The 25,670-nt window shown below is 34.4% G+C and carries 24 protein-coding genes; 18 read left to right on the top strand and 6 right to left on the bottom strand.

Translation table 11 applies throughout. The features are described 5' to 3' along the window. Positions 1–97: 97 nt before the first annotated feature. The 4 genes from HEQ36_RS06390 to HEQ36_RS06375 all read left to right on the top strand — a co-directional run bounded on the left by HEQ36_RS06390 (position 98) and on the right by HEQ36_RS06375 (position 4,917). Entirely contained in the window at positions 98–2,347 is a 2,250-nt protein-coding gene (locus tag HEQ36_RS06390) for a dynamin family protein (RefSeq protein WP_168636624.1), read from the top strand. A gap of 81 nt (positions 2,348–2,428) precedes the next feature. Then, positions 2,429–3,379 carry an AbiJ-NTD4 domain-containing protein gene (locus HEQ36_RS06385; RefSeq protein WP_168636625.1) on the top strand — a complete coding sequence of 317 codons (951 nt, stop codon included), beginning with the start codon at positions 2,429–2,431 and terminating at the stop codon, positions 3,377–3,379. 206 nt (positions 3,380–3,585) lie between these two features. Beyond that, a complete protein-coding gene (locus HEQ36_RS06380) occupies positions 3,586–3,783 on the top strand; it encodes a hypothetical protein (RefSeq protein WP_168636626.1) in 198 nt (65 codons plus the stop codon). Between the two features lie 555 nt (positions 3,784–4,338). Continuing rightward, the gene (locus tag HEQ36_RS06375; RefSeq protein WP_168636627.1) at positions 4,339–4,917 is read left to right on the top strand and encodes a Uma2 family endonuclease; all 579 of its coding nucleotides are present in this window, start codon (positions 4,339–4,341) and stop codon (positions 4,915–4,917) included. A 62-nt stretch (positions 4,918–4,979) separates the two neighbouring features. Here HEQ36_RS06375 and HEQ36_RS06370 read toward each other — a convergent pair whose 3' ends face one another. Then, complete coding sequence (locus HEQ36_RS06370) at positions 4,980–6,476, bottom strand: HlyD family efflux transporter periplasmic adaptor subunit (RefSeq protein ID WP_168636628.1); 1,497 nt, start codon at positions 6,474–6,476, stop codon at positions 4,980–4,982. Positions 6,477–6,856: 380 nt separating this feature from the next. Here HEQ36_RS06370 and HEQ36_RS06365 point away from each other — a divergent pair, with 380 nt between their 5' ends. After that, the gene (locus HEQ36_RS06365) at positions 6,857–7,762 is read left to right on the top strand and encodes an alpha/beta hydrolase (RefSeq protein ID WP_053540335.1); all 906 of its coding nucleotides are present in this window, start codon (positions 6,857–6,859) and stop codon (positions 7,760–7,762) included. Between the two features lie 155 nt (positions 7,763–7,917). Here the strand turns inward: HEQ36_RS06365 and HEQ36_RS06360 are convergent, their stop codons facing one another. The 4 genes from HEQ36_RS06360 to HEQ36_RS06345 all read right to left on the bottom strand — a co-directional run bounded on the left by HEQ36_RS06360 (position 7,918) and on the right by HEQ36_RS06345 (position 9,542). Next, positions 7,918–8,280, bottom strand: a complete 363-nt coding sequence (locus HEQ36_RS06360) for a hypothetical protein (protein ID WP_205748583.1) — start codon at positions 8,278–8,280, stop codon at positions 7,918–7,920. Positions 8,281–8,291: 11 nt separating this feature from the next. After that, entirely contained in the window at positions 8,292–8,735 is a 444-nt protein-coding gene (locus HEQ36_RS06355; protein WP_325064625.1) for a hypothetical protein, read from the bottom strand. 214 nt (positions 8,736–8,949) lie between these two features. Further along, positions 8,950–9,186 carry a DNA-directed RNA polymerase subunit omega gene (locus HEQ36_RS06350; protein ID WP_015079483.1) on the bottom strand — a complete coding sequence of 79 codons (237 nt, stop codon included), beginning with the start codon at positions 9,184–9,186 and terminating at the stop codon, positions 8,950–8,952. A gap of 20 nt (positions 9,187–9,206) precedes the next feature. Continuing rightward, entirely contained in the window at positions 9,207–9,542 is a 336-nt protein-coding gene (locus tag HEQ36_RS06345; RefSeq protein ID WP_053540333.1) for a hypothetical protein, read from the bottom strand. A gap of 494 nt (positions 9,543–10,036) precedes the next feature. On the opposite strand from HEQ36_RS06345, the gene HEQ36_RS06340 reads away from it, so the two are divergent. The 11 genes from HEQ36_RS06340 (at position 10,037) to HEQ36_RS06290 (ending at position 21,132) form a co-directional block, all read left to right on the top strand. After that, positions 10,037–10,825, top strand: coding sequence for a TIGR01548 family HAD-type hydrolase (locus HEQ36_RS06340; RefSeq protein ID WP_053540332.1), 789 nt, complete (start codon positions 10,037–10,039; stop codon positions 10,823–10,825). Positions 10,826–10,879: 54 nt separating this feature from the next. After that, a complete protein-coding gene (locus tag HEQ36_RS06335) occupies positions 10,880–12,253 on the top strand; it encodes a cytochrome P450 (protein ID WP_053540331.1) in 1,374 nt (457 codons plus the stop codon). Positions 12,254–12,400: 147 nt separating this feature from the next. Further along, entirely contained in the window at positions 12,401–14,980 is a 2,580-nt protein-coding gene (gene leuS / locus HEQ36_RS06330) for a leucine--tRNA ligase (protein WP_168636629.1), read from the top strand. Positions 14,981–15,105: 125 nt separating this feature from the next. After that, positions 15,106–15,954 (top strand): DUF6602 domain-containing protein, encoded by an 849-nt coding sequence (locus HEQ36_RS06325; RefSeq protein ID WP_205748584.1) that lies wholly within the window; start codon positions 15,106–15,108, stop codon positions 15,952–15,954. 188 nt (positions 15,955–16,142) lie between these two features. Further along, positions 16,143–17,477 carry an AAA family ATPase gene (locus HEQ36_RS06320; protein ID WP_168636631.1) on the top strand — a complete coding sequence of 445 codons (1,335 nt, stop codon included), beginning with the start codon at positions 16,143–16,145 and terminating at the stop codon, positions 17,475–17,477. Positions 17,478–17,494: 17 nt separating this feature from the next. Next, positions 17,495–18,451 (top strand): hypothetical protein, encoded by a 957-nt coding sequence (locus HEQ36_RS06315; RefSeq protein WP_053540327.1) that lies wholly within the window; start codon positions 17,495–17,497, stop codon positions 18,449–18,451. Between the two features lie 71 nt (positions 18,452–18,522). Further along, positions 18,523–18,954 (top strand): helix-turn-helix domain-containing protein, encoded by a 432-nt coding sequence (locus HEQ36_RS06310; protein ID WP_053540326.1) that lies wholly within the window; start codon positions 18,523–18,525, stop codon positions 18,952–18,954. Beyond that, positions 18,955–19,308, top strand: coding sequence for a PIN domain-containing protein (locus tag HEQ36_RS06305; protein ID WP_081424278.1), 354 nt, complete (start codon positions 18,955–18,957; stop codon positions 19,306–19,308). 171 nt (positions 19,309–19,479) lie between these two features. Continuing rightward, positions 19,480–19,950 (top strand): hypothetical protein, encoded by a 471-nt coding sequence (locus HEQ36_RS06300; RefSeq protein ID WP_053540325.1) that lies wholly within the window; start codon positions 19,480–19,482, stop codon positions 19,948–19,950. After that, positions 19,947–20,708, top strand: a complete 762-nt coding sequence (locus tag HEQ36_RS06295) for a DUF1828 domain-containing protein (protein WP_053540324.1) — start codon at positions 19,947–19,949, stop codon at positions 20,706–20,708. Before HEQ36_RS06300 ends, HEQ36_RS06295 begins: the two co-directional genes overlap by 4 nt. Positions 20,709–20,850: 142 nt before the next feature. Beyond that, complete coding sequence (locus tag HEQ36_RS06290; protein WP_053540323.1) at positions 20,851–21,132, top strand: antibiotic biosynthesis monooxygenase; 282 nt, start codon at positions 20,851–20,853, stop codon at positions 21,130–21,132. Positions 21,133–21,156: 24 nt separating this feature from the next. Here HEQ36_RS06290 and HEQ36_RS06285 read toward each other — a convergent pair whose 3' ends face one another. Beyond that, positions 21,157–23,298: a serine/threonine-protein kinase gene (locus tag HEQ36_RS06285; RefSeq protein WP_168636632.1), complete on the bottom strand. Its 2,142-nt coding sequence runs from the start codon at positions 23,296–23,298 to the stop codon at positions 21,157–21,159. 991 nt (positions 23,299–24,289) lie between these two features. Here HEQ36_RS06285 and HEQ36_RS06280 point away from each other — a divergent pair. Then, positions 24,290–24,778, top strand: a complete 489-nt coding sequence (locus tag HEQ36_RS06280) for a helix-turn-helix domain-containing protein (protein WP_168636633.1) — start codon at positions 24,290–24,292, stop codon at positions 24,776–24,778. A 1-nt stretch (position 24,779) separates the two neighbouring features. After that, complete coding sequence (locus HEQ36_RS06275; protein ID WP_168636634.1) at positions 24,780–25,628, top strand: PIN domain-containing protein; 849 nt, start codon at positions 24,780–24,782, stop codon at positions 25,626–25,628. The last annotated feature ends 42 nt before the right edge of the window (positions 25,629–25,670 follow it).

The raw sequence follows: 25,670 nt of genomic DNA, 5'->3' as shown, positions 1-25,670 counted from the left end.
ATATCTGCTTTTACAGTATTTATACTCTTGTATAATTATTACGACTCTAATAGGCTGTACATAATGTTAATTTATTGACCTAACTAAAGATACAAGTATGAATATTGACTTAATAGGATATCGTCAAAAAGCTGGACTAAAGCAAGTAGATATTGCTAATGCCTTGAATATTTCTACGGAAGAAGTTGATGCTTATGAAAAAGCACCTAATACTGTACCTATGGGGCTTTTATTCCAATGGTTGCAAATATTAGGAGTTGATCCAAGTACAGCTTTAACACCACCTTCAGCACAATTAAAAGGTATTGATCCCGGTTCTCCATATACAGAGCTTTATCGTAGACTAAATTTACTTGATCAGTATATTGATTCTACTCCTCCTATAGATAAGCTGGATATACCAACACCTCCAAATACTCCTAACGACCTCAAAAAACAACTGAAACGCTACCGAAAAAAACCGAATTTAGTATTAACTGGAGGTTTCGACGCAGGTAAATCGCATCTAGCAAACACTATGTTAGGTACTAAAAATTTGCCTGTTGGTTATCAACCAGCAACAAGAGTTATTACATTTGTGCGTCATGTTGAAGATCGTCCTCAATGGTGTGAAGATGATGTATTAATTGTCAATGATGATTTTTGGCTCAAAGATGAGAAAGGTAAACTAATTCTGGATTTCTTGCTTTTAGATGACGAAGAACGTTTTGAAAAATATTGTATTCAATCAGGAAGTTTTGAAGTTTTACAAAAGTATGGTGTACATGGAGAAAATGAAGATATAGCTGCTCATGCTGCGGTAGTTTACATCAATTCACCTCTTTTGAAAGCTTGTAATTTAATAGATTTACCTGGTTTTTCAGATCAACCTGATGAAGTTTCCAAAGATGTAGAAAAGGCTAATAGTGCTGCACAAATAGCAGATATAGTGATATATGCTTCACCAGCAAAAGGACATATTAATGGTCAGGATATGTTACGGCTTAGTAATTTATTAAGTTTACTTCCTGCTCCAGAAAATGAATGTAAGAATTTTCCTACATTGGGTAATTTGTTTATTGTTGCTACCCATGCTGATCCTAGTATTTCTAATGAGCAACTTCAAAAAATTCCAATTGGTGCGGCTAGAAGACTCTATAAACAACTTAATGAGGGAGTTTTAAAGAATCGTAGAGAATTAATAAAACGTGATATTTCTCAACAAGATTTACAAAGCAGATTCTTTACATTTTGGGCAGAAAGACCTGATAGATGTCAAGGTTTATTTAATGACTTTACTAAATTAGTAGGGGAATTTTTACCTCAAACAGTAATGTTTCGTGTTGAAAGAGAAATCAATGCAATCAAAGAAGCTAATATAGATAAATGTGCTAAAGCAATAGAGGCTTATCAAAAGACCCTTGATGATATAGATTCACGACGTAAACAGCTAGAAGCATTGAAAGAAAATGAAGAAACTCGTAAAAAAGAAACTCAAAATAAACGTGATTATGTAATCAAACTTATCAATAACTTAAAGAAAGATACTCATACTTCTTTCAAAGAGTACACTAATAAGATCCTCACCGTTGATGCTGTTGAAGGAATTATTCGTAATCAGTATGATGATAAAAAAGAGGCTAAAGAGGGTATTTCTGGTTATTTAATTGGAAAGATTCAACATAAATTAGAAAAGACCATTAAATTAAACTCTGATAAGTTAACACCTGCAATTGAAGATTTTCTGGGTTCATATCAAGAGGCGTTATTAAAACTCCCAAATTTTGATATATCTATGGAAATACCATTTGATACCAAAGGTGCTTTTTTAGGCGGTTTAGCAGGTTTAGGTAGTATAGGTGCTTTATCAGTTTGGGCGGCTGCATTAGGCAATCTTGGAGGTTATATTTTAGTAGCTAAATTAGTTAGTTTACTATCAGCATTGGGTATTAGTATTGGTGGAGGTACTGCTGCTGTCATAGCTTTTGTAGCAGCTATTGGTGGTCCCATAGTTTTAGGTATTGGTATAGCTGCTGCATTAGCTTCACTTGCATGGAGTTTATTTGGAGAATCTTGGCAAAAACGTTTAGCAAAGCAGACAGTTAAATATTTCCAAGAACAAAATATAAATGATAAATTTGCAAATGGAATTGATGAATTTTGGAAAGATACAACTAAAGGTTTTAATCAAGGTGCTGATGCTGTTGAAAAATCCTGGCAACAATATATTAACCATTTGCGGGAAATAACTTCTCCTGAAATGGATTCAAAAGAACGTATTGAGGAAATTATTAAGATATTGGAGGAACTTCAGAATTTTTTTAAACAAATTCCTTGGGTAAGTTTTAATCTCAAGGATTGTATGTAAATTTCTGGGTAGTTTTTAAACTTAAAGGCTACCTATGTTAAAATAACTGAAACTTTGACTTTATTGAATTAGAGGATTATCATGAGCAATCTTTATTTTGGAGAACGAGAATTTGGATTAAAGCCAAGAATTGAACATGAAATTAATGATAATGTTTGGGGAGGATTAATAGCTTTAATTAATAATTTGATTGAGGAACAATATTTCGCTCAATCTTTTCCTGAAAGGTGTCTTGATTTTCCTAATTCTCTTGATCATATTTATGGAACTAATCTCTCAAGGATGAAATTAGCCATTAAAGGTGATTTTGCAAATTTTCAATTTCCGCCAATTGAATTAGATAGACCTCTAACTTTGACTATTCTTGAGTTTATAGAATTTTGTCATAAGCATATATCTAAACCAATTGATTTTGAAATTCATCCTTTCTGGCAACACCATCATTTAAGTTTTGATAAACAAGAAGGACAAAATGAGTTTCGTGATAAAGTAAATGATTTATTTAAACGAAATGGTATAGCTTTTGAATTACAAGAAGATGGACAAATTAATCGTTTAGCTCCTCCTTTTTTAAGAGATAAATTAAATAATTCTATTTTTCAAACAAATGATGAAATATTGGATTCATTACTTGAAACTGCTAGAAAGAAATATCTTGATCCAGATTTGAATGTACGTAAAGAATCATTGGAAAAACTATGGGATGCTTGGGAAAGAATAAAAACGCTAGATGATCCATCAGATAAGAAAAACTCTACAGAAATACGTTTAAAAAAAGTTGCTTATGAAAATATGTACACAGTGCTTAATGAGGATGGTTTTTTATTAACTAAAATAGGAAATGACTTTATGATACGACATACAGAAGTAGGAAAAATTCCTATCACTTCAAGCGCACACGTTGATTATTTATTTAATCGTATGTTTGGTCTTATTTACCTGTTTTTAGGTAATCAAATTGGTAAAAAGTCAGATTTAACTGTAAAACCAGAAATTCGAGAAGATAAAGTTATGGATGAATTAGAATTTTAACTTTAATCCGTGAACATCAATGAGGGTTGTAATTCTTGTAAAATAGCGATTACGATTTTAGCGAAGCAGCTTTGCTCAAGTATACTAAGTTGAATAAACGGTTGGGCTGAACTATTGACAAATTTAAGCCCAGCAGCTTATTGCAAATGGGTTTACTATTTAGTAATATAGTATTTGCGTTGTATTATTGTCTTGGGAGTATTTATATGTCCGATTCAGAACAAAAAAAATCCTTGAATCATCCAGAGATTGATTTTCTAGGTGGTCAGACTATTGAAGAAGCTACTGAGGAAGTTGAAGAACTTTTTTTAGATGGTAAAACTATTGAAGAAGCTACTGAGGAAGTAATTAAAGAGTTGGGTGGAAGAATGAATAATGATGAAATACGTAAATTATTTGATTAGACAATCATAAACCTAAATTATCAACAAATACCTGGATTTAGTAAAATAAATTTACTAAGTTCAGTTTTTTTATAAAATAAACTTAGAGTTTAATTTAGAATATATTTTATGATGATTTAAATAAATTATTAAAGCTATTGAAAATTTACACACACGGTATATAGGGTATTTATTTGAGTCTCTTTGAAAATTCGCCACCTGTACCACCAGACTTTGATCCACAACAAGCTAAATGGGAATATTTAAAGGAGAAACATAACCTGTAAAATTCTAGCTTGTTCCTAATATTATTATCAATGAAATTAGATTTTAGACCGACATCAAACATCCAATCCAAAATCCAAAATTATCCCTCAACTTCATCCTAATTAAACCACTTGAAACAACCTACAAACACCAAGAATCACCACCAACAAATCCCTACCATCAGCACCCCTCTTCATTTTGTAGAACTTTAGCCGCTTATCCACATTATTAGCCACAAACACCAAAGGACAAGGTATTGTTGATGAAAGCGATTTTAATTTGTGTTGAGCGCAGATGAGGTAATAAAAAATGATTGCTGTAAAAGATAAGTTCCCTAAGTTAACACCCGAAGAATATTTTGTCTGGGAAGAACAACAACTGCTTCGCCATGAGTATCTTAATGGTGAAATTTACGCTATGAGTGGGGGAACTCAAAATCATGGACGGATTGCTAGTAATATTATTTTCATTGTTAAAGGTCATTTACGGGGTAGTGGTTGTCAGGTTGGTAATTCCGATTGTCGTGTAAATATTGTGGAAACGAAAGATTATGTTTATCCTGATGTGAGCGTTACTTGCGACGAGAGAGATAGGACTGCAATCCAAGCAATTCAATATCCCTGTCTAATTGTTGAGGTTTTATCTCCCAGTACAGCCAGTTATGACCGAGGGGATAAATTTAGATTGTATCGTCGTAATCCTAGTTTGCAAGATTATGTTTTGGTTGATGCTGAGAAAATAGCGATTGATTTATACCGCAAAAATGATCGCGGTAATTGGGAAATTTTTAATTATCAGGTAGGGGATAATATCGAGCTACGAAGTATTGATTTAAGTTTTCCCATTGAGTCGGTTTATGAGGATATTGTTTTTGAGGAATTAGGATAAATTGTTTTTAAACTCGTTCCTGGGCGCAGACCCTGCGCCCCTACCTCCTGAATCTGTGACTTTTATCTGACGGAAAATGCTTCGCTGAAACGTCGAGTAATCGGTTCAATAATGAATGTTAAAACTGACTTTTTGCGAGTGACAATTTCGGCATTTGCAGCCATACCTGGATTGAATTCTACCTCTTGTCCACGTACATTCAAGGAATGTTTACTTAATTTAATTCTGGTGGGAAAAACCAAACCTAAGTCTTTATCAATTATGGCATTGGGACTGATTTGTAATACTTCACCGTCAACTACACCAAATTCTTGAAACGGGAAAGTGGCGATTTTAACTTTTGCTTTCATTCCCTGATTAATAAAACCAATATCACGGTTAAGAACTTTTACCTCTAGCAGCATTTCTTCTCCTTCTGGTAAAATTGATAGTAGTTCTTCTCCAGATTGGACTGGACCTTTGGTAGCTTTAATTTTGTAAATTGTGCCAGCAACGGGGGCTTTAATAGTTTCTCCGTCTTTTTGTTGTTTGGCTTGTTCTAATTGACCGGCAACGGTAGCTAATTCTTCTTTGCGTTTATTAATTTGGGTGAGAATTTCACTTTGACGTTCTGAGGTTAACCGGATGTTTTGATTTCGGGCTGTTTGATAAGCCTGTTCTGCTTGATTTATTTCTTGAAATTGGGCAGCAACGTCTTTTTCTAAAGAGGCAATTTTATCTTTTGCTTCCGTTAAATTATTTTGGTTTTTGGTAACTTCATCAGCATTTCTGATAATATCTGCATTGGCACGATTTAATCTTTCTTTAGCATCTAAATAATCAACTCTGGTTAAAGCACCTGGTTCAACTAAGGTACGAAGATTTTCTTCCCGTTGTTTAGCAATAGATAAATTATTATCTAACATAGAACGTAAACTTTTGACATTTTCTAAGTTTTTTTGCACATTGGTAAAACTGACTTTAGCATTGGCTAAATTTTCTTGTAAGCGACTCAAACGGACTTTGGCTTGATTGAGAATTGATTGTTGACGTTTGGCTTCTGCTGCTGCTGCTGCTTGTTTGGCTTTATAGTCTAATAACCGCGAGTTTAAAAGTTCATCTTGGAGGATTGTTCCCGCAGTTTTGCCTCCAGAACGTTCAGCTTGTAATCGTTGTAAATCATCTTCAATTAATTTACTAGATTTGGCTAGACGGTTGACATCTGTTTGCTGAAAATTGGGATCACGTTGAATGAGAATTTGATCTTTGGTGACGCGATCGCCTTCTTTCACCTTGACTGCTAAAATAGAACCATTACCCAAAGCTGTCACCGGTCTAACTTGGGTAGAAGAAATTAATTCTCCTGTTGCTGTGGCGACTTCATCAATTTCTGAAAAATGCGCCCAGGAAATTGTTCCAAAGATGATGAAACTAATTGTTCCTGCTAATAATCTTGTATAAAGCGGTGGTAATTCCTGGACAGCTTTCCCCAATTCATAGGATAATTGTTCTTCTGGTTTTGCAAATCTTTCTTTTGTTTGACGCGCTTGCACAGCATTTGCAGCTAGGGAAAATTTCATAATTTGTCAGTTTTGTTAGTTGTTTTTTTATTGATTGATGCCAATTTCATCTCAGCCTTATCAAACTAACTTCTTCAGGGGAAAAGGCTTAATGTGGTAATTTTGTGAAGCTGCATTAAGAATTGGTGTGGGCAATAACTAAATGTTTAATAGTAATCTATGCCAATATAAAATATTGTTATGTAAGTCACTGAACATATCCAGATCCCCGACTTCTTAAAGAAGTCGGGGATCTATATTAATTATTCTGGTTATTTTGATAACATGATTGTTTTTAGGAAAATTATCTGTATTTATTCCTACAGTTAGAAGCACTTTTCTCTACAATATACGTTAATAAGCTAGTAGCTTACTAGATAGGAACGTAAAAAATTAACTCTATGATTTACCATAGCAATGCGATCGCATCTCGTAAAGAGGGAAAATTTTCAGGTGTGTGTGGGCTTGATTTGTATTACCAAAGTTGGCATCCTGGCGGTGAAATCAAGGGAATCTTAGTCATAGTCCATGGACTCGGAGGACATAGCGGACTTTACAAGACGATAGTTGACCATTTGTTACCAAAAGAATATGCTATCTATGGCTGTGATTTACGTGGTCACGGGCGTTCATCTGGTCAAAGAGGTTACATTAATACCTGGGCTGAATTTCGTGATGACTTACAAACTTTCCTCAATTTAATTCGACAACAACAACCAGGATGCCCAATTTTTCTATTAGGACATAGCATGGGGGGAGTAATTGCCTTAGATTATACTCTTCGTTATGTGCAAGATAAATCTGCGTTGTCAGGTGTGATTGCTTTTGCACCCAGCATTGGTCAAGTGGGAGTACCCCTGAGTCGCGTCGTTTTAGGTAAATTACTCTCCCAAGTGTGGCCCCGTTTTTCCTTAAATATTGGCTTGGATGTCCGCGCAGGTTCACGAGATCAGAAAATCTTAGATTCCTATACTCAAGATAAATTACGCCATACTCTCGCTACTGCTAGGTTATCTACGGAGTTTTTTGCCACAGTAGATTGGATTCATAATCATGCGAAAAAATGGCAAGTACCATTGTTAATTTTACATGGTGGTGCGGATAGAATTGCCTTGCCAGCAGGAAGTGAAATATTTTATCAAAATGTTATCTATCCAGATAAATTAAGAATTGAATATCCTGGAGGTTATCATGATTTACACTACGATATTAATTATCTTCAAGTAATCACTGATTTACTTAATTGGATGGATCAACATTTACCTGCTACGGTAGTTCCATTAGAATCAACGATCAGTAATGAATAATCAATAATAATACAGTAGAATTCAGGAGTCAGGAGTCAGGAGTAAAACTGGTTTACAAGCATATTATAGCCCCCTCCTCGCTTGCGGGGAGGGGTTGGGGGTGGGGTTAAAAAATGCCCTATACATATACATTTGCATTTAGTGTATATTGACAGTTAATTAATCCGAAATAGATAAAAGCCAATAAGTACCAAAATAAAAATCATAGTTGTAGAATAGACAATTACATCTTTCACTAAAAAGGAAATCCAATCTTTTCTCAACTCCTGTTTAAACTTGAGTTCTCGTAATTTACGCTCAAGTTCTATATCTTCTTGATCAGGTAATCTAGTGTAAGGAATAATTTGGATATCATTAATAACTTCATCTGTTGTGTCTGGATTTTGCCAATTATCCAATCCATGATTAGATTCAGTAGAAATAATTGGTAAATTATCTAAATTGCCATTTTTAAGTTCTTTTTTAATGACCTTCTTCGCAATTTTGACGATTAGATCTTCTAAATTTTTATCCACCATATCTGGTAAGGTTACATCTTTTGAGCAGGGGGACTAAAAATATTGACTAAAACTTGGACAAGGTTGTTTCTTTGACGACGGGTAAGTTTACTAATTGCCATGCGATCGCCAACTAAAGGATTTTGTGTTAAAATGTCATTGCCTGGATAACTATCAACATATATAGTCTCATTCGCATCCAAATAATCAGCCAAAGTCAGTTTCCAATCCAGGCGATAAATTGGGGATCTACCCTTATTATAAATATGATAGCGAATTAGGCGACTAGCCAAAGTATCTGTAGCTACAATTTTTCCAGTTACTTTACTAACATATTGGTTTTCTTGGGGAAAATCAGGAATTTGTTGATATACTTTTTGCCAGACATCGCTAGGAGTAAATATTTGCGCGGCTGCGGGTGCAATATGCAATAAATTAGTATTTCCTATTCCCAAAACAACTATTATCACCGACATTAAAGTAATGATAAATGGTGAAAAAAATTGCCCTATCAAAAGTTTTTGCTGTTTCATTTACATTACCCAAAATACCGCCAAATTTAGAAGTAGGGCGACTATAAGTCGCGTCTACACAGATAAAACCCACTTTCGTGGGTTAAATTTCTATGAGTCCACGAAGGTGGACTTTGCTTGTGTAGCTGCGAATTTTATTCGCCAGGATTTTTTTAAATTACAATTCACCGATAATTTCTGGCTGATTTAATTCATCAGACATTTCAATAATTGCTCTGAGTACAGGTTTCATGATAGAATCTTCGTTATTTTCAAAATCTTCATAACGTCGCCGTTTAGCACGATTTGCCACCTGTACGGTAATGCGATAGCGGTTTGACGCAGCACTAATTAATTCCTCAGCACGGTGCATGATTTGAGACTGAGTTGTCTCGAACTTAGAACGCTTAAGCATAATTGATGACTCTGGAGATTCTATCCTAGTTTACTCGGATTTTTCAAATTTAGATATGGAAACGGGAACGATCCTTGAGAAATTTGCCTAAGTAGGACAATGAGACTGAGAATTTGCCGGAATTGTTGGATTTTTTGTTTAAAAAGTTGGTTCTCTAAATGGAGATTTGCAATCTTTTTTTTAGCTAAATAAATATTATCTGGCAACCTATGTAAAGCTGCATAACTAGCACATTCATATTGATTAAATATATCCGTTATCAAGGCTAGAGTATTTTTGGCTTTTCGTAATTGTTGAGCTAAATAAAAGAGCATAATAGAAATAAAGATGTTAATCAGGACAACGATAGTTACCATACTTTATATTGCTTGCCACTGATTTAATCGCAATTGTAGCCTTATTATATCAGCATTGTCAGTTTTTAGCCTTTTATCTATAGGAATTAAAAAATCAGGCGTTACTGATAGCCTGCGTGGCGATAGCCATATGGAAAGATGAAATTGGTAAATTTAACCTTTGCAACCTTAATTCTTTGCGCCTTTGCGCCTTGGCGTGAGACATATTCATATATTTTAGGACTTACGCACGCTCACTAACTTACCATCATATGAATGAACGAAATTGCGTCGTTTTCGGCTTTGGGAATAACTTATTGAGTAGGGTGCGTCAGATAGAGGAAATCTGTTTTTTACCAAATTATTGGGTCTGACGCACCCTACAAGAGATAAAATCCACATCACATATTTAGAAAACTTTGTCAATGCGTAAGCCCTATATTTAATCAGCAACACCAAAAATCAAATTAGAATTACTATAGAATTTTGTATATCATCCTTTTCTAGTTTCTGTCATGACCGCAAGCACAAGAGCAATAGTTGTATTTGATATAGACGGGGTTATCCGTGACGTTAGCGGCTCATATCGTCGGGCAATATCTGATACAGTCGAACATTTTACCTGCCAAGCCTATCGTCCCACACCAACAGACATTGACAACCTCAAATCAGAAGGAATTTGGAATAACGATTGGGAAGCCTCCCAAGAATTAATTTACCGCCATTTTGTCAGTCAAGGACAACAGCGAGAACAACTACAATTAGATTATGAAAATATTGTTACTTATTTTCAAAGCCTTTATCGGGGTACAGACTCCGAAAATTGGAACGGCTACATTTGTCATGAACCTTTATTAGCACAGCCTAGTTATTTTCAAGAACTCACGCAATCTGGTATTGCTTGGGGTTTTTTTAGTGGTGCTACTCGCTTGAGTGCTAACTACGTTTTAGAAAAACGCTTAGGTTTACAATCTCCTATCCTAATTGCTATGGAAGACGCACCCGGTAAACCAGATCCTACCGGACTTTTTGCGACTATTAACATCTTAGAAAATGGTAATAATCAAAAACAAACAGTTGTCTATGTAGGTGATACTGTAGCAGATATGCACACTGTAGAAAAAGCCAAAGCCATAGATAATTCTCGGATTTGGTTAGGTGTTGGAGTATTACCTCCCCACGTTCAGGAAACAACAGCAGTTAGTGAAGCTTATACACAAAAGCTGATACAAGCTGGGGCAAAGCTAGTGTTTAATAATGTGCAAGAATTAACAATGAAAACGATTTCTCAATTAGAATCGTGAACTCATACCCGCCGATTTTTCTGAATTATCTAGAACAATAGAGAATTTATCAAAATGTCTAATTTAAAACTACCTAATGGACCGAACACTCACCCTTGGATACAAACATTCCAATGGGTAAAAAACCCTTTGGGATATCTGGAAGAATGCGCCAAAAATTATGGTGATACTTTCACCTTAAGAATCGGTCCACTTTTTAAACCACAAGTATTTATTAGCAATCCCCAAGGGATTCAACAGATTTTTACCACAGACCCCAAACAGCTAGATTCTGGTACGCCCGCAGGATCGGGAGTGCCGCTTTTGGGACCAAATTCTCTCTTATCCTTAGAAGGTAAAACTCACCAAAGGCAGCGAAAATTATTAACTCCTCAATTTCATGGGGAACGAATGCTAAATTATGGTGAATTAATTAATAATATTACTCAGCAAGTAACTAGTAAATGGCAAATTGGGGAAGTTTTTCCAATTTTGTCTTCTATGCAAGAAATTTCTTTTCAGGTAATTTTAAAAGCTGTATTTGGATTGAAAGACGGGGAACGTTACGACAAACTCAAACAAAATCTAATTGCTATTCTCAATCCCAAAAGACCTTTGTTCAGGGTAGCAATGATTATGTTTCCATTCTTGCGACGGGATTTAGGTGCATGGAGTCCTTGGGGACGCTTTTTAAGATTACGTCAAGAGCTAGATGATATCATTTATGCAGAAATTCACGAAAGGCAATTACAACCAGATCCATCTCGGACTGATATTCTATCTTTAATGATGGCTGCTCGTGATGAAGTTGGAGAAGCAATGACAGATATAGAATTACGTGATGAGTTGATGACTTTGTTAGTCGCAGGTCATGAAACTACAGCCAGTTCTTTAGCATTTGCTCTATATTGGATTCATTCTCAATCAGGAGTCCGTGAAAAGCTATTAGCAGAATTGGATAGCTTGGGTGAAACTCCTGATGCAAATGCAATTTTCAAATTGCCTTATTTGAATGCTGTTTGTTCAGAAACACTGCGTTTATATCCAGTAGCAATGTTAGGATTAAATCGCTTGGTGAAATCACCATTAGAAATTGGAGGTGAAAAATTTGAGCCGGGAACTATTGTCGTTCCCTGTATTTATTTAACCCATCATCGCCAAGATTTATATCCTGATTCTCAACAATTTAAACCAGAGCGTTTTTTAGAACGGCAATTTTCTCCTTCTGAATATTTACCTTTTGGTGGTGGTAATCGTCGCTGTATTGGCATGGCTTTTGCATTATTTGAAATGAAAATTGTGTTGGCAAAAGTGCTATCTAATTGGCATCTAAAATTAGCGGAAACCGAACCAGTTAAGCCTGTTCGCAAAGGCTTATTATTAGGTCCTGGTGGTGGTGTCAAGATGATTCTCAAGGAGAAACGTCGGCAAAATCAACCAGTTATCTAAAAAGCGCGTTAGTTAAAGAACCTGCCTCAGAACGAATTTTTGTGGCACATTGAGTGGAACATTTAATTTCTAGCCACAATACCTTCGGAGGCAGCCGAGATTATGCCACAATAGCGAAATTAGCTAACAGCATTAGGAGTTTTAGTTGTGGAGTCCCCCCAAAAAACGTTATACCAACCAGCCACAATTGAGGAAAAATGGCAAAAAACATGGTCAGAACTTGGCTTAGATAAAACACCTCAAGATCAAAATAAGCCAAAATTCTACGCGCTTTCCATGTTTCCCTACCCCTCCGGTAGCTTGCACATGGGTCACGTTCGTAACTATACAATTACAGATGTGATCGCCCGCCTCAAACGGATGCAAGGGTATCGGGTATTACATCCAATGGGTTGGGATGCTTTCGGACTACCCGCAGAAAACGCCGCCATTGATCGAGGTGTACCCCCTGCCAAATGGACATATCAAAATATTGCCCAAATGCGGCAACAATTACAACGTCTGGGTTTATCCTTAGATTGGGAAACTGAACTTGCTACCTGTTCCCCCGATTATTACAAATGGACACAATGGATTTTTCTGCAATTTTTACAAGCCGGTTTAGCTTACCAAAGAGAAGCCGCAGTGAATTGGGACCCTATTGACCAAACTGTATTAGCAAATGAACAAGTTGATAATGAAGGACGTTCTTGGCGTAGTGGAGCAATAGTAGAACGTAAATTATTGCGTCAATGGTTTTTCAAAATTACCGACTACGCAGAAGAATTATTAAATGATTTGGATAAACTTACAGGTTGGCCAGAGCGAGTTAAATTAATGCAAGCCAACTGGATAGGAAAATCCACAGGCGCTTATTTAGAATTTCCTATTGTTGGTGCAGAGGAAAAAATCGGCGTTTATACCACCCGTCCCGATACCATTTATGGTGTGAGTTACGTCGTCTTAGCCCCAGAACACCCTTTAACTAAAGTGGTGACAACTTCTGAACAAAAAGCAGCGGTAGAAGCCTTTATTAAGGAAGTCAGCAACCAAAGCGAGTTGGAAAGAACCGCAGAAGACAAACCAAAACGGGGTATTCCTACCGGGGGGAAAGTAATTAATCCTTTCACTGGCGAAGAAGTACCGATTTGGATAGCTGATTATGTTCTTTATGAATATGGTACAGGTGCGGTAATGGGTGTACCTGCACATGATGTCCGAGATTTCAAATTTGCCAAAGAACAAAATTTAGCTATTAAAGTGGTAATTGTTCCGGAAATTGGTGGAGAAGAAACTTTAAAATCAGCCTATACAGAAGCGGGAATTTTAGTTAATTCTGGTGACTTCAATGGCATGAATTCTGTAGATGCGAAAAAAGCCATTATCGAATTTGCCCAAAAACAAAACTTCGGTAAATTAAGAGTACAATATCGCCTCCGAGATTGGTTGATTTCTCGACAACGTTATTGGGGCGCACCTATCCCTGTTATTCACTGTCCTGAATGTGGAATTGTGCCTGTCCCCGACAAAGATTTACCTGTACAATTACCGGAAGATATTGAATTAAGTGGTCGTGGTGGTTCACCTTTAGCACAATTGGAAAGTTGGGTAAATGTTCCTTGTCCAACTTGCGGTACTCCTGCGAAACGGGAAACCGATACGATGGATACTTTTATTGATTCTTCTTGGTATTTCTTACGTTATCCAGATGCAAAGAATGAAGAAAAGATTTTTGATTCTGGTAAAGTAAATGATTGGATGCCAGTAGATCAATATGTGGGGGGAATTGAACACGCAATTTTACATTTATTGTATTCGCGTTTCTTCACCAAAGTATTAAGAGATAGAGGTTTATTTAACTTTGATGAACCATTTCAAAAGTTATTAACTCAGGGCATGGTACAGGGTTTAACTTACATGAACCCGAATAAAGGTGGTAAGGATAAATGGATTCCTTCAAATTTAGTTGATGCTAATAATCCTGTAGATCCGCAAACTGGAGAACCTTTACAACGTCTCTATGCTACCATGTCCAAATCAAAAGGCAATGGTGTTGCACCGGAAGATGTCATTAATAAATATGGCATTGATACGGCGCGAATGTTCATTTTATTTAAAGCACCTCCTGAAAAAGATTTGGAATGGGATGAGGCTGATGTTGAGGGACAATTCCGCTTTTTAAATCGCGTTTGGCGGTTGGTGACAGATTATGCTGCTGCGGGAGTTTGTCAGCAAAAAGCCGAAGTTGATAAGTTAAATAAAGCGGAAAAAGATTTGCGTCGGGCAATTCATATTGCGATTCAAGCAATTACGGAAGATGTGGTAGATGAATATCAATTCAATACTGCTATTTCGGAATTAATGAAGTTAAGTAATGCCTTAACTGATGCTGATTGTCATAATTCGCCAATTTACGCGGAAGGGATTCTAACTTTGGTGATTATGTTAGCGCCTTTTGCACCACATATTGGTGATGAATTATGGCAACTGTTGGGGAATAAAAATTCTGTACATACCCAAACTTGGCCTAGTTTTGATCCTGCGGCTTTGATAGCTGATGAAATTACTTTGGTGATTCAAATTATGGGTAAAACTCGCGGTGCTATTCAAGTTCCTTCAAAATCTGACAAAGCGGAATTGGAAAAATATGCGCGGGAGTCGGAGGTTGGACAACGTTATCTTGAAGGTAAGGAAGTTAAAAAGGCGATCGTTGTTCCTGGTAAGTTGGTGAATTTCGTTTTGGGATAGTTTTTGGTTTGTAGCGATTATCTTGATTGTCAAGCGATCGCTACAGATTTTTAGCAGTATGTATGGTTTATTTTTGTTGTATTTTAATGATTTTAGATATGATATATAACAATTTGGTAAGCAAGTTGGCAGAAAAATTTGAGCGACGGTTTTCGGACATATCTGTTCACTATAACTTTGATAATGGTGATGAATTTGAAATTGCTCTTTGTGAATCAATTCGATCAGTTTTACCTCAAAAGTATGGTATATGTCGAGGATTTATTGTAACTAAAGATAATAAATGTGAAGGTGACGATATCATAATTTATGAACGGGACAGATTCCCAACATTTAAATTTCTTGAACAGGACAAATTTGATCGGAAAGAGGACATTCCTATTGAATCAGTCTGTGCTTATATTGAAGCTAAAAATACACTTTATATTGATGATGACGGCGGACAAAGCCTAACTAAAGCCTTGAAACAAATTGAATCAATTAAAAAATTAGACCGTAAAGTAATTAATAGAGGAATAATTGAAATTGATAATCAATATTTTCGACTTTTTGAACCAAATCGAGACGATTGGCCTCAAGCTGCTAACCCTATTTTTACAGCCATATTTGCTAGAAATATCAAGATAAGTAAGAAAAATAATACTGCTCCTATAAGTGTTAAAGAATGTTTAAATACTTTGGATGGCTTATCTAGCAAGACATCAAATAATGATCTGCATCCAGATATTATGATATGGGGAAGAGATATTATTGCTTTCCCATGTATCAGAGAATCAAAAGATGGAAAAACTTATAATGTTTTTTCTTCACCATTTTTTATAAAAGATAAATCGGTTATTTGTTTACACCAAGAACCCCAAAAAGCTTTCGGACTGGGTGTAATTTTATTATTGTACGCCTTGGAAAATATAAGGCTTGAAAAAATGCAATGGAGTGACATTTTAGCATCTGAATTGGGTATGGAACTAGAGTAGTTTGTAGATTGGCTTAAATGAAATGCAACTCAACATATTTATTATTGTTGGTTGATGTTGGGTTGCACTATTGATTGAACCACGAAGACACGAAGGAAGAAAGAAGAAGATAATACAAGTAATCTTACACTAGCAAGAGAGTATAATAGGTATAATCCACTCGTAAAGTTAAAACACTATATTGATTTATGCACATACAAAGAATCCAAGTACCTGATTTTCGGGCTTTAAAAAATGTAGATATTAGTTTTGAGAAGGAATTTACTCCGCGTATTTTTCCCCTTGGTAGTCAAAATGGTGGTGGTAAAAGTACATTGTTACAGTTGATTTTTGTTTTATTACACTGCTCTGGAAATCCTGATAGAGTGGAGTTTATTCAAAATTTACTAGATGGTTTTCATGTTAATGATGAATTAGGTAAAAGAACATTAGCTATTGTTGATATTTGGGATGGTAGTAAAACTGTAAAACTTGATTTTTTTGTTGGTAATAAAACTTATATTTTAAATTTATTAGAAGAAGATAATGATGATATAGAATCATTTAGAACCTACGATTATTTTCCTGGCTATGTATTACATGAACCTAAATTAACATTACCTAATCCCAAATCACCTAGAGCAATATTATCAACTACAAGTGAGATAAAAGAGGAAGAATATTCTGAAAAAATGCAAGCAGAGCAACTTCAGTTAAACAAGAAAAAGCAAATATTTAGTATGTTAGATATTATGCTTAACGATTCTTTTTTTAAACGTAATTCAGTACCAATTTGTAATTTTATTGAGAATAAATTAAACCAAAAAATTATAATTTGTAGAGTTGATGGCATAGATATAAATGAAGTAAATAATTTTTTAATAGATTTATCTAATAAAATATTCTTAACTGCTCATATTTCACAAATATTTCTATTTCTACAAGCAGATAATAGAAAATCACTATTTAAAACTCAAGCAAACAATCAAATTAATTATTATCAGCAAATTAAAGCAGCTAATTCTAAATTACCTGGATTTTTCACCTATGACTTCCTATCAATAGATATTCTTATTGAAGCATTCAAAAAAGCACGGGATGATGATTTTAAACAGGCTGTAGAAAAAGGAGGAAACTATGGTAATAATTATGTAAAACTATTAGATGAACTTAACAATTTATTGAATAACAAAAAAATTAACGTCCAACCTGATTTATCTGGAATTAATTTTAAAATTGATTTTAAAATTGATGGTGATCAAACAGAACTTTATCCAGAAGATTTAAGTCATGGAGAATTAAAAAGATTATGTATATATATGTGGCTAAAACATAATAAAATAGAAGATGCTATTGTATTGATGGATGAATTAGAAATATCTTTTCACCCAGATTGGCAATATCAAATAGTTAGAGATTTAGAAGAATGGGGTGCGACTAATCAATATATTCTCGCAACTCATTCCTATGAATTATGTAATGCAGTTACACCTGCTCATGTTAAGGAATTAGATCCAAAATTACAAGCAAGAAAAATTAAATAATCAACCTAATTAAGAATATGAGTTTTAATGAGCAGGAACTAAAAGAACATTGTTTAAAGATTATTCGAGATAGCAGAATTAGAAATAAAATTGTCATTCTCTGCGAAGGTCTTATTCCCCCAAAAGTAGAAGGTAGACGCTCACCGCAATTATATAAGCAAATGGAACAAATGCCAGATGCTAATTTTTATAATGCTTGTGTACCAACATGGTGGAAGGAATATAGACCAATTTTTTTTAATTGTGGAGATAGAAATGATGTTTTAAATACATTCTTTGGAATTTTAGATTTACATAATGCTGATAGCCGCCAATCATTTTTAAATCCTGATAAACTTTTTGCGATTGTAGATTTAGATATTCAATTTGCAGATATAAAAGAAGATTACAAGTTTAAAAATACGGATGATATTTTCTATAGCATTTATAATGAAACAAAGATTAATGAAACGCTTCTAAACCATCATCGTATATGGGTTACTGGTTTAATTCATAAGGAAGCTTACTTTTTAAAACCTGATATTCAGGAAGTTTTTGATAACCAATATATTATTTCTCCTTTATATAAAGAAACTCCTGTTAATTTAGAAAATATTTATTTAGATATGGTTAATGATATGACTAATGATGCAGATTTACAAATTCATTGGTCAAGAGTAATTAAGAGAATTAGTCACCTTTCTAATTTTGATGATATGGAAATAGATAAATTTCAATATTTTTGGGAAGAAGAGTATGAAAATAATCAAAGTTTAGATTATAAAAATAAATTAATAAATGCGTTATTAATGCTGGTTAAATCTAAAGAATATTGGAAGCAAATTTTACCAGATGATAATTGGCCGCATTCACCATATAAATTTAGAGAACAATTATCTTTGGAAATTGGTAAATTTTATTCAAAACAAGATTGTATTGTTGAAAATCATATTCCTTTTTTCTTTAAGACGCTATACAAATTAATTGAAGAATAAATAATTTTGTAGGTGACTTTTTTAGAAAAATCTGGTACTATTGAGAATGGGTATATAAATCATTGCAAGTAATGAAAGTGAAGCTTCGCAACAATGCAAATTCTTCTCGTACAGGTGTAAATCGTTCCAGTAAGTACATAGTTGTTTATCACAAAAAGGGAGAAACACTAGGGATGAATAAAATATTTAACCCAATTATGAAAGATATGAAAGATAATTCTATTGTTAAAGCCTTTTTAGATTTTATAGCTAGAAATAGAAAGGCAAATCTTGCTACTGCTGATCAAGTAACCACACAAGAAGCGGCTAAAATTCTCAATGTTTCTCATCCTTATGTGATTCAATTATTAGACTCTGATGAAATTCCTTGTCATAAAGTCGAAAATCGTCGCAGAATATTCTATCAAGATTTGATAGAGTATAAAAATATAATTGATGCTAAACGTAGAGAAACTTTAGCAGAATTAGCAAATCAAGCTCAAGAATTAAATATGGGATATTAAATGCAAGCAAGTGGTTTGATAGTTGTTTATGATGCTTGTGTTTTATATCCTGCACCACTCAGGGATTTTTTGATGTGGTTAGCTTTAACTGATTTATTTCAGGCAAAATGGACTGATAAAATTCATGAAGAATGGATAAATAATGTTTTAAAAAATCGTCCTGATCTGACTTATAAACAGTTAGAAAGAACCAAAAATTTAATGAATCAAAATGTTCGAGATTGTTTAGTAACAGAATATGAACAATTAATTGATGAATTAGAACTTCCAGATGCAGATGATCGCCATGTTTTAGCAGCAGCTATTAAAAGTGATGCTGAAATAATTGTATCGTCGTGCTTCATTGCTTACTGAAGGTATGGAAGTTGATCTTGATGAAGAGTTATCAGAGGATTTCATATTTGAATAAATGTTAATGAGTGGATAGATTCATCCTGTCTTTAGTGAAAAATATAAAAAATTGATGATTATCGCTTCTAAGTATGATATTTTCATTTATTATGGAAAAAACAAATTTGTTAATTAATGTTAAGTCAAGAAAAATTTGAAACCCTTATATTAGATCCTAATAAATTTGTTGAGGGTGACATTATATGGGATAAAAATAAAAGAAACCCTCCTGCTTTTGAATTTCGCGTTAAAATCGTATCAGATGAGTCTTATCCACTTATTATTAAGGGTTGGTATAACTCTTTTGCCAATAAGCTTAGTTACGCAATTATTCATCTTGATTTCGGTAATAGAATATACGGTCTAGATTTAGGTGAAGACCATGAGAATCCTGATCGTGTAAAAATAGGTAGAAAGCATAAGCATCGTTGGGTTAATGACTATTTTAATGATAGATTTATTGGAGATAGAAAAGCTTATGTTCCAGATGATATTACTGCTTTAGCCAATGATCCAATAGGAGTCTGGGAGCAGTTTTGTTTGGAATCGAAAATAACACATAATGGGATCATGCAAAGACCACAAGTATTAGCATTAGATTTATGACACTCAATATTTGTGAAAAAATTAATCAAACTATTGGAGGGCTATTTGCTTGCTCACCTGTAAATGAATTTGTGCAAATATCTACTCCTTTTATTCTTCCTGATGGTAGTGTAATAGATTTATTTTTAAAAGAGAAAGAAGAATCCTATGTATTAACCGACTTAGGTGAAACTTTTGGTTGGCTTTATTTACAAACTGCTGCTTATAGCCTATCAAAAAACCAAGAAATAATTATTAAAGATATAGTTATCACTCATGGAATTGAACAATTTAATGGGATGCTAATTACTCGTTTAAAAAAAGATGATAATTTAGCTGATGCAGTTCTTCGTTTATCTCAAGCAATAATTAGAGTTGCTGATACTAATACGAAACTAAAAGTACCAACTTTTGAGCCTATTACTGAAGAAGTAACAGAGTTTTTAAATAAGAAGAACTTAAATGTTGAAAGAAACAAAAAATTTAGAGGAATGTCTGGAACTGATAGGACTGTAGATTTTTGTGTCTATCGTCCTAATGGTAATACTTTAATTAATACACTTAGTACACCTCTTCGTCGAACGGCGAGAATGAGAGTAGATAAAGTTTTTACTACTTGGTCTGAGATTAGTGATTTAAAGGAAAGTAACTATAACTTTATTTCATTAATTGATGATAGTACAGATTTGTGGAATGAAAATAATATCACTTTGTTAAATCTTGTATCTAATGTAGTGAAGTGGTCTAATAGGGATGAGCTTCAGAAGTTTCTTGAATAAAAATAAAAGTCCTCCAGTCGGCTTAAACCGGCTTTTGCTATTAGACTAAAAATTAATTCCCAGACGGTTATTGTAAAATTTGACTACGCTTTTCAAAGCTTTTATTCAGCTAATCAATAAACACTACCAATTAAACAAAATTATGAAATATGTATTGATTATCCATGAAGTTGAAGACTATGAAGCATGGAAAAAGGTTTTCGATGATGCTACCGATATCCGCAAGGAAGCTGGAGAAATAGCATATCAGGTTTTAAAGTACGAAAGTAATCCCAATAAAATAGTGCATTTTTCATCATGGACATCAATAGAAGATGCAAAACGGTTTTTTGAATCTCCCAAACTCGTGAAAATTAGACAAGAAGCTGGAGTTAAGTCTCCTGATTTCATATATTTAGATCAACTAGAATCGGGGACGTTGTAGAGTTATAATCCGTAATCTCACAACCTACCGAAATTTATTTTTATCAAGTACCAAAACTCGACGGGGAAAATTTTTGTCATCATTGACTGGAATCTGCCAAATTTTAATTAAATTATCTTCACCACCACTAACTAGAAACTTCCCGTCAGCACTAAAAGCAAGGGAGGTGACAGCATTACTATGTCCCGTCAATGTTAGTATTTCCTCTCCTGTAGCTACGTTCCAGAGTTTAATGGTGTGATAGATTTGTTCTTCAGAAATATTTCGTCCAGCACTTGCTAAAATTTTACCATCAGGACTAAAAGCAATAGTATTAACACTATTATCTTCTACCATGAGAGTCCGAATTTCTTTGAGGGTTTGCAGATTCCATAATTTAATTGTGCGATACCTTCGGTCAGCGCTTACGCTATCGCGGCTGGAACTTGCTAAAATTTTACCATTAGGACTAAAAGCCACAGCTATAACTGTTTGTGAACTGGTAGCTAAATTCAGAATTGGTGCTTCTTGATTAAGATTCCATAATTTAATCGTTTTATCAAAACTACCACTTGCTAAGGTAACACCGTCAGGACTAATATCTACAGAACGCACCCAATATTTATGACCAATTAAAGTGCGAATTAGCTTACCTGTGATTAAATTCCAAACTTTGATAGTTTTATCATCACTAGCACTAACTAGAATTTTACCATTACTACTAATAGCTAAACTATGAATCGCATCTGTATGACTCTTTAAGGTGTGAATTAATTGATTTGTTTGTAAATTCCAAATCTTAATAGTTTTATCATCACTAGCACTAACTAAAGCTTTACCATTAGGAGTGATAGCTACTGCATTGACATTTTGGGAATGTCCCTGAAGACTAGCAATTTCTTTACCTGTAATGATATCCCATAATTTAATATTATGACATAGACTGTTATTACTTTTTTCGCAATCCCCAGCACTGATAATTAATTTGTCATTTGGACTCATAACTACTGACAAAACTTTGCTTTTATGTCCAGAGAAAGTATTGACTAAAGACAAATTTTTTTCTGATGTTGCAAATGTGGGTGGACTATTGCGAGGTTGACTCCAACTAAATGAAAAGTTAGTTTTTAATTTGCGAAATTCTCGATAACCGGATTCTACTAATGCGAAAGAGACAACTATCCCAAAAATGAAAATTAAATTTCTAACCCAAGTATATTTTGATGAGTGTGGTTGAGAATTTTTTCTAGGTGATTTTATGATTTTATGCTTCGCTGCTGGCAGAATATGATTATGTTTTTTCATCAAATCTCTAATTACTTCATCAGCAGATTGATAACGACTATCTATTTCTTTTTGAAGCAATTTATCTATAATTTCTGATAAGTCTGAACTCAAAGGAAAGCGTAAATACTGCTGCCAATTTTCTACCCAAGCATAACCATATTCCATCCATAATTGAAAAGGAGAAATTCCTGTTAATAGATGAAAACAAGTAGCGCCTAAACTAAATAAATCACTTGCGGGATAGGCTTTTCCATCTCTAATTTGTTCGATGGGAGAATAACCATGTGAACCGATAGAAGTACCATTTTTTCGCTGTACCTGTGCGGTTAATTGTTTGGAAGAACCAAAATCAATGAGTGTTAATCTCCCATCAGTTTTTCGGCGAATAATATTTTCTGGTTTAATATCACGATGAATTACTCCATGTTGATGCACAAATTTGATAATTGGTAATAAATCTAATAAAATAGATTGAATATCCCAATCTTTATAAATTCTTCGAGATTTCAATTCATTAAATAAATTTTGACCATCAATAAATTGTTGTACTAAATACAGACAATTATCTTGCTGAAAATAAGCTATAAGTGTGGGAATTTGGGGATGTTCTCCTAATTCTTGCAGTCGTCTGGCTTCTTCGGAAAATAGTTGAGTTGCTTTTTTTTGTGACCAAGTACCTTGAAATTTTGGTGCTAGTTGTTTAACTACACATAATTCATTTAATTTATCAATATCTTCGGATATATAAGTTCTGCCAAATCCGCCTTCATCAGAAAGAACACGGAGGACACGAAACCGATTTCTCAAAAGTGGCACTAACGGAGTGTGACAAGTTTGACAAAGTTGATGATGATCTGGATTTTGAGGATTTGAACAATCGGGATTTAGACAGCAGATCATGATCTATATGGTGCATCTGCATGATAAAATATATAGATAAACCTAGATTTGACTATGGCAATTAGTAATTATATTTAACCTGGAAATACAAAAGTTACTTTTCTTAAATATGGAAAAGCTGAAAATATCTATTACTGCCAATTTTCTCAATTATAGTTTATCTGAAATTGAAGATAAAGGCATTTTGCCATTATTATGTTCTCTGTGTATTTTGATTAAAAATTACATTTATTTTTTAAGTAAAAACAATTGTTTCTTATGTATATTCTCCCATAAAAATCATTTATTAATCTGTATTTTTATTTACAGATATGTAAAATTGTGATAAAAATTAAAAATATTTTATTGACATTTTGTTTGTAATTATTCAGAGGTGACAAAATCTAATATCTATTCTATTACAGGTGATTAACAAAATTCTCATATCTTTAGTTAGATAGCAGTTATACAGATAAAAACCACTTACCCTGATTATCGTTTCGGATATTGCGTTTAGTGAAAATAAAAGATATTATCTAAATACGATAATATATCACAAATCTAACCATTGTCAGTAACCCAGCCCTAAAGGGACTGAGCCTGCAAGAGAAATCAAACAAGCTGTACTGACCAGACCACCCTGAGCATAGTCGAAGGGTAGCCGTTATTTGAGTCACGACACCCCGGAATGCGAAGCTAGTTCCCTGCCCTGTCGCTTGTGATTAAACAGTTCTAAGGTCACTGGAACAGTGTTACAAGCCTAACAAGCTCTTATAACTGGTCGAAGCTAACATCACCCCAGAAATGGGAGGCTCTTTGGAGCAAAACATTATGCGTACAGAGTTGAGAAATTTGAATCGGTAATTGTCCCGTTGAAAGTACATCACAAAAGTACCCCGAATTTCCCAACTCCAAGGCGGTAATGAAAAAAGATTCAAAGCGGTTAAAACCGCACGAATCGCTTTCCTCTCAGCACTAAAGTGGCTGAGTTTCCCACTTACCGCGAGGTCTTATGAAGAATATCATGCCTGTCCAAAACCAGCCTGTAGAGGCAATTAAGTCTCATTTTCATGTAGTAGAGGAACAGTTATCAATCAAACACCTGGAAAATTTACTCAAAGCTCAACCTTCTCAACCAAAATTAGTAGCAGCAGACGGTCAAGAAATTATTATTCCCGACTCAGTGTATAAGATATTACTTCAAGCTGTTCATGCAATGGCTTTAGGTAAGGCCATTTCTATAGTCCCCCAAGAGCAAAAATTGACAACACAAGAAGCAGCAGACCTTCTTAAAGTTTCCCGTCCTTACCTGATTAAGTTATTAGATCAAGGTGAAATTCCTTGTATTAGGGTAGGAACACATCGCCGTGTCCGTTTTGATGATTTGATGAAATATAAGGAAGAACGAGATACTAAGCGTAGGGAAGGAATTAAGCAATTTACTCAGTTTTTGGAAGCTGAAGGGTTCTATGATGATGAGAGTAGCGAATTAGATCAGTAAAATGGTACTCTCTGTAATTTTAGATTCCTGTGTCATCTACCCTATGCCTTTGTGTGATACTTTGATGCGTGCTGCTGAGGCAGAATTATACGAACTTCATCTTTCACAAGAAATTCTGGATGGTGCTACTCGCAACCTAATAAAAAATGGAAGAATAACTGATGCTCAAGCAGCATACTTTCAAGAACAAATCAAGACAAACTTTCCTGATGCGATGGTGGAAGTACCTTCACAGTTAATAGCAGCAATGACCAACAATCCAAGGGATCATCATGTTATTGCTGCTGCTATAGTTGCTAAGGCCAAAGTTATTGTTACTGTTGACATGGATGGTTTTCCTACACAAGCTTTAACTCCTTGGGGTATTGAAGCTTGGCACGCAGATGATTTTTTGGTGTACCTTGATGAGCAAAATCCAGGAACAATGATTAAAATCATTTGGGAGCAGTCTAATGAGCTTAAAGATCCAAAAAGTGTTCCTGAGATTATTGACAAGTTAGAAACAACTAATTTAAATAGAAAGAATAGAGTACCAAAATTTACTCATACTATTCGCTGCCAATTTTATTCCGGCGAGATTGTGCAAACTGCCAAAAAAGTGTTAAATATACTAGGTATAGTAGCACCAGAGGGTGGGCGATACTATGAGGGTACGCGATATCGCCTCTGGCAAAAAGGGGAAATTTTAACAATTACTGCTAAAGACAATCGTGATGAGATTCTCAGACTTGAAAATGGCGAAATCGGGGGATATCTTTCATCAGCAGATGTTGAAGCATTCCAAATTTTTGAACAAAGCTTAGAAACACAATTAGAAAAAGCTAAAAGACAGAAAGATAAAACTCCATAACTTAACCTCACCCACAAAATGTTAAATCTAGTAACGTTGAAT

Origin of the sequence: Anabaena sp. 54, from assembly GCF_017355725.1 — a bacterium.
In the GTDB taxonomy this organism is placed as follows: Bacteria; Cyanobacteriota; Cyanobacteriia; order Cyanobacteriales; family Nostocaceae; genus Dolichospermum; species Dolichospermum heterosporum.
The sequence above is the reverse complement of the archived record's forward strand: the minus strand, read 5'-3'. Positions and strand labels throughout refer to the sequence as shown.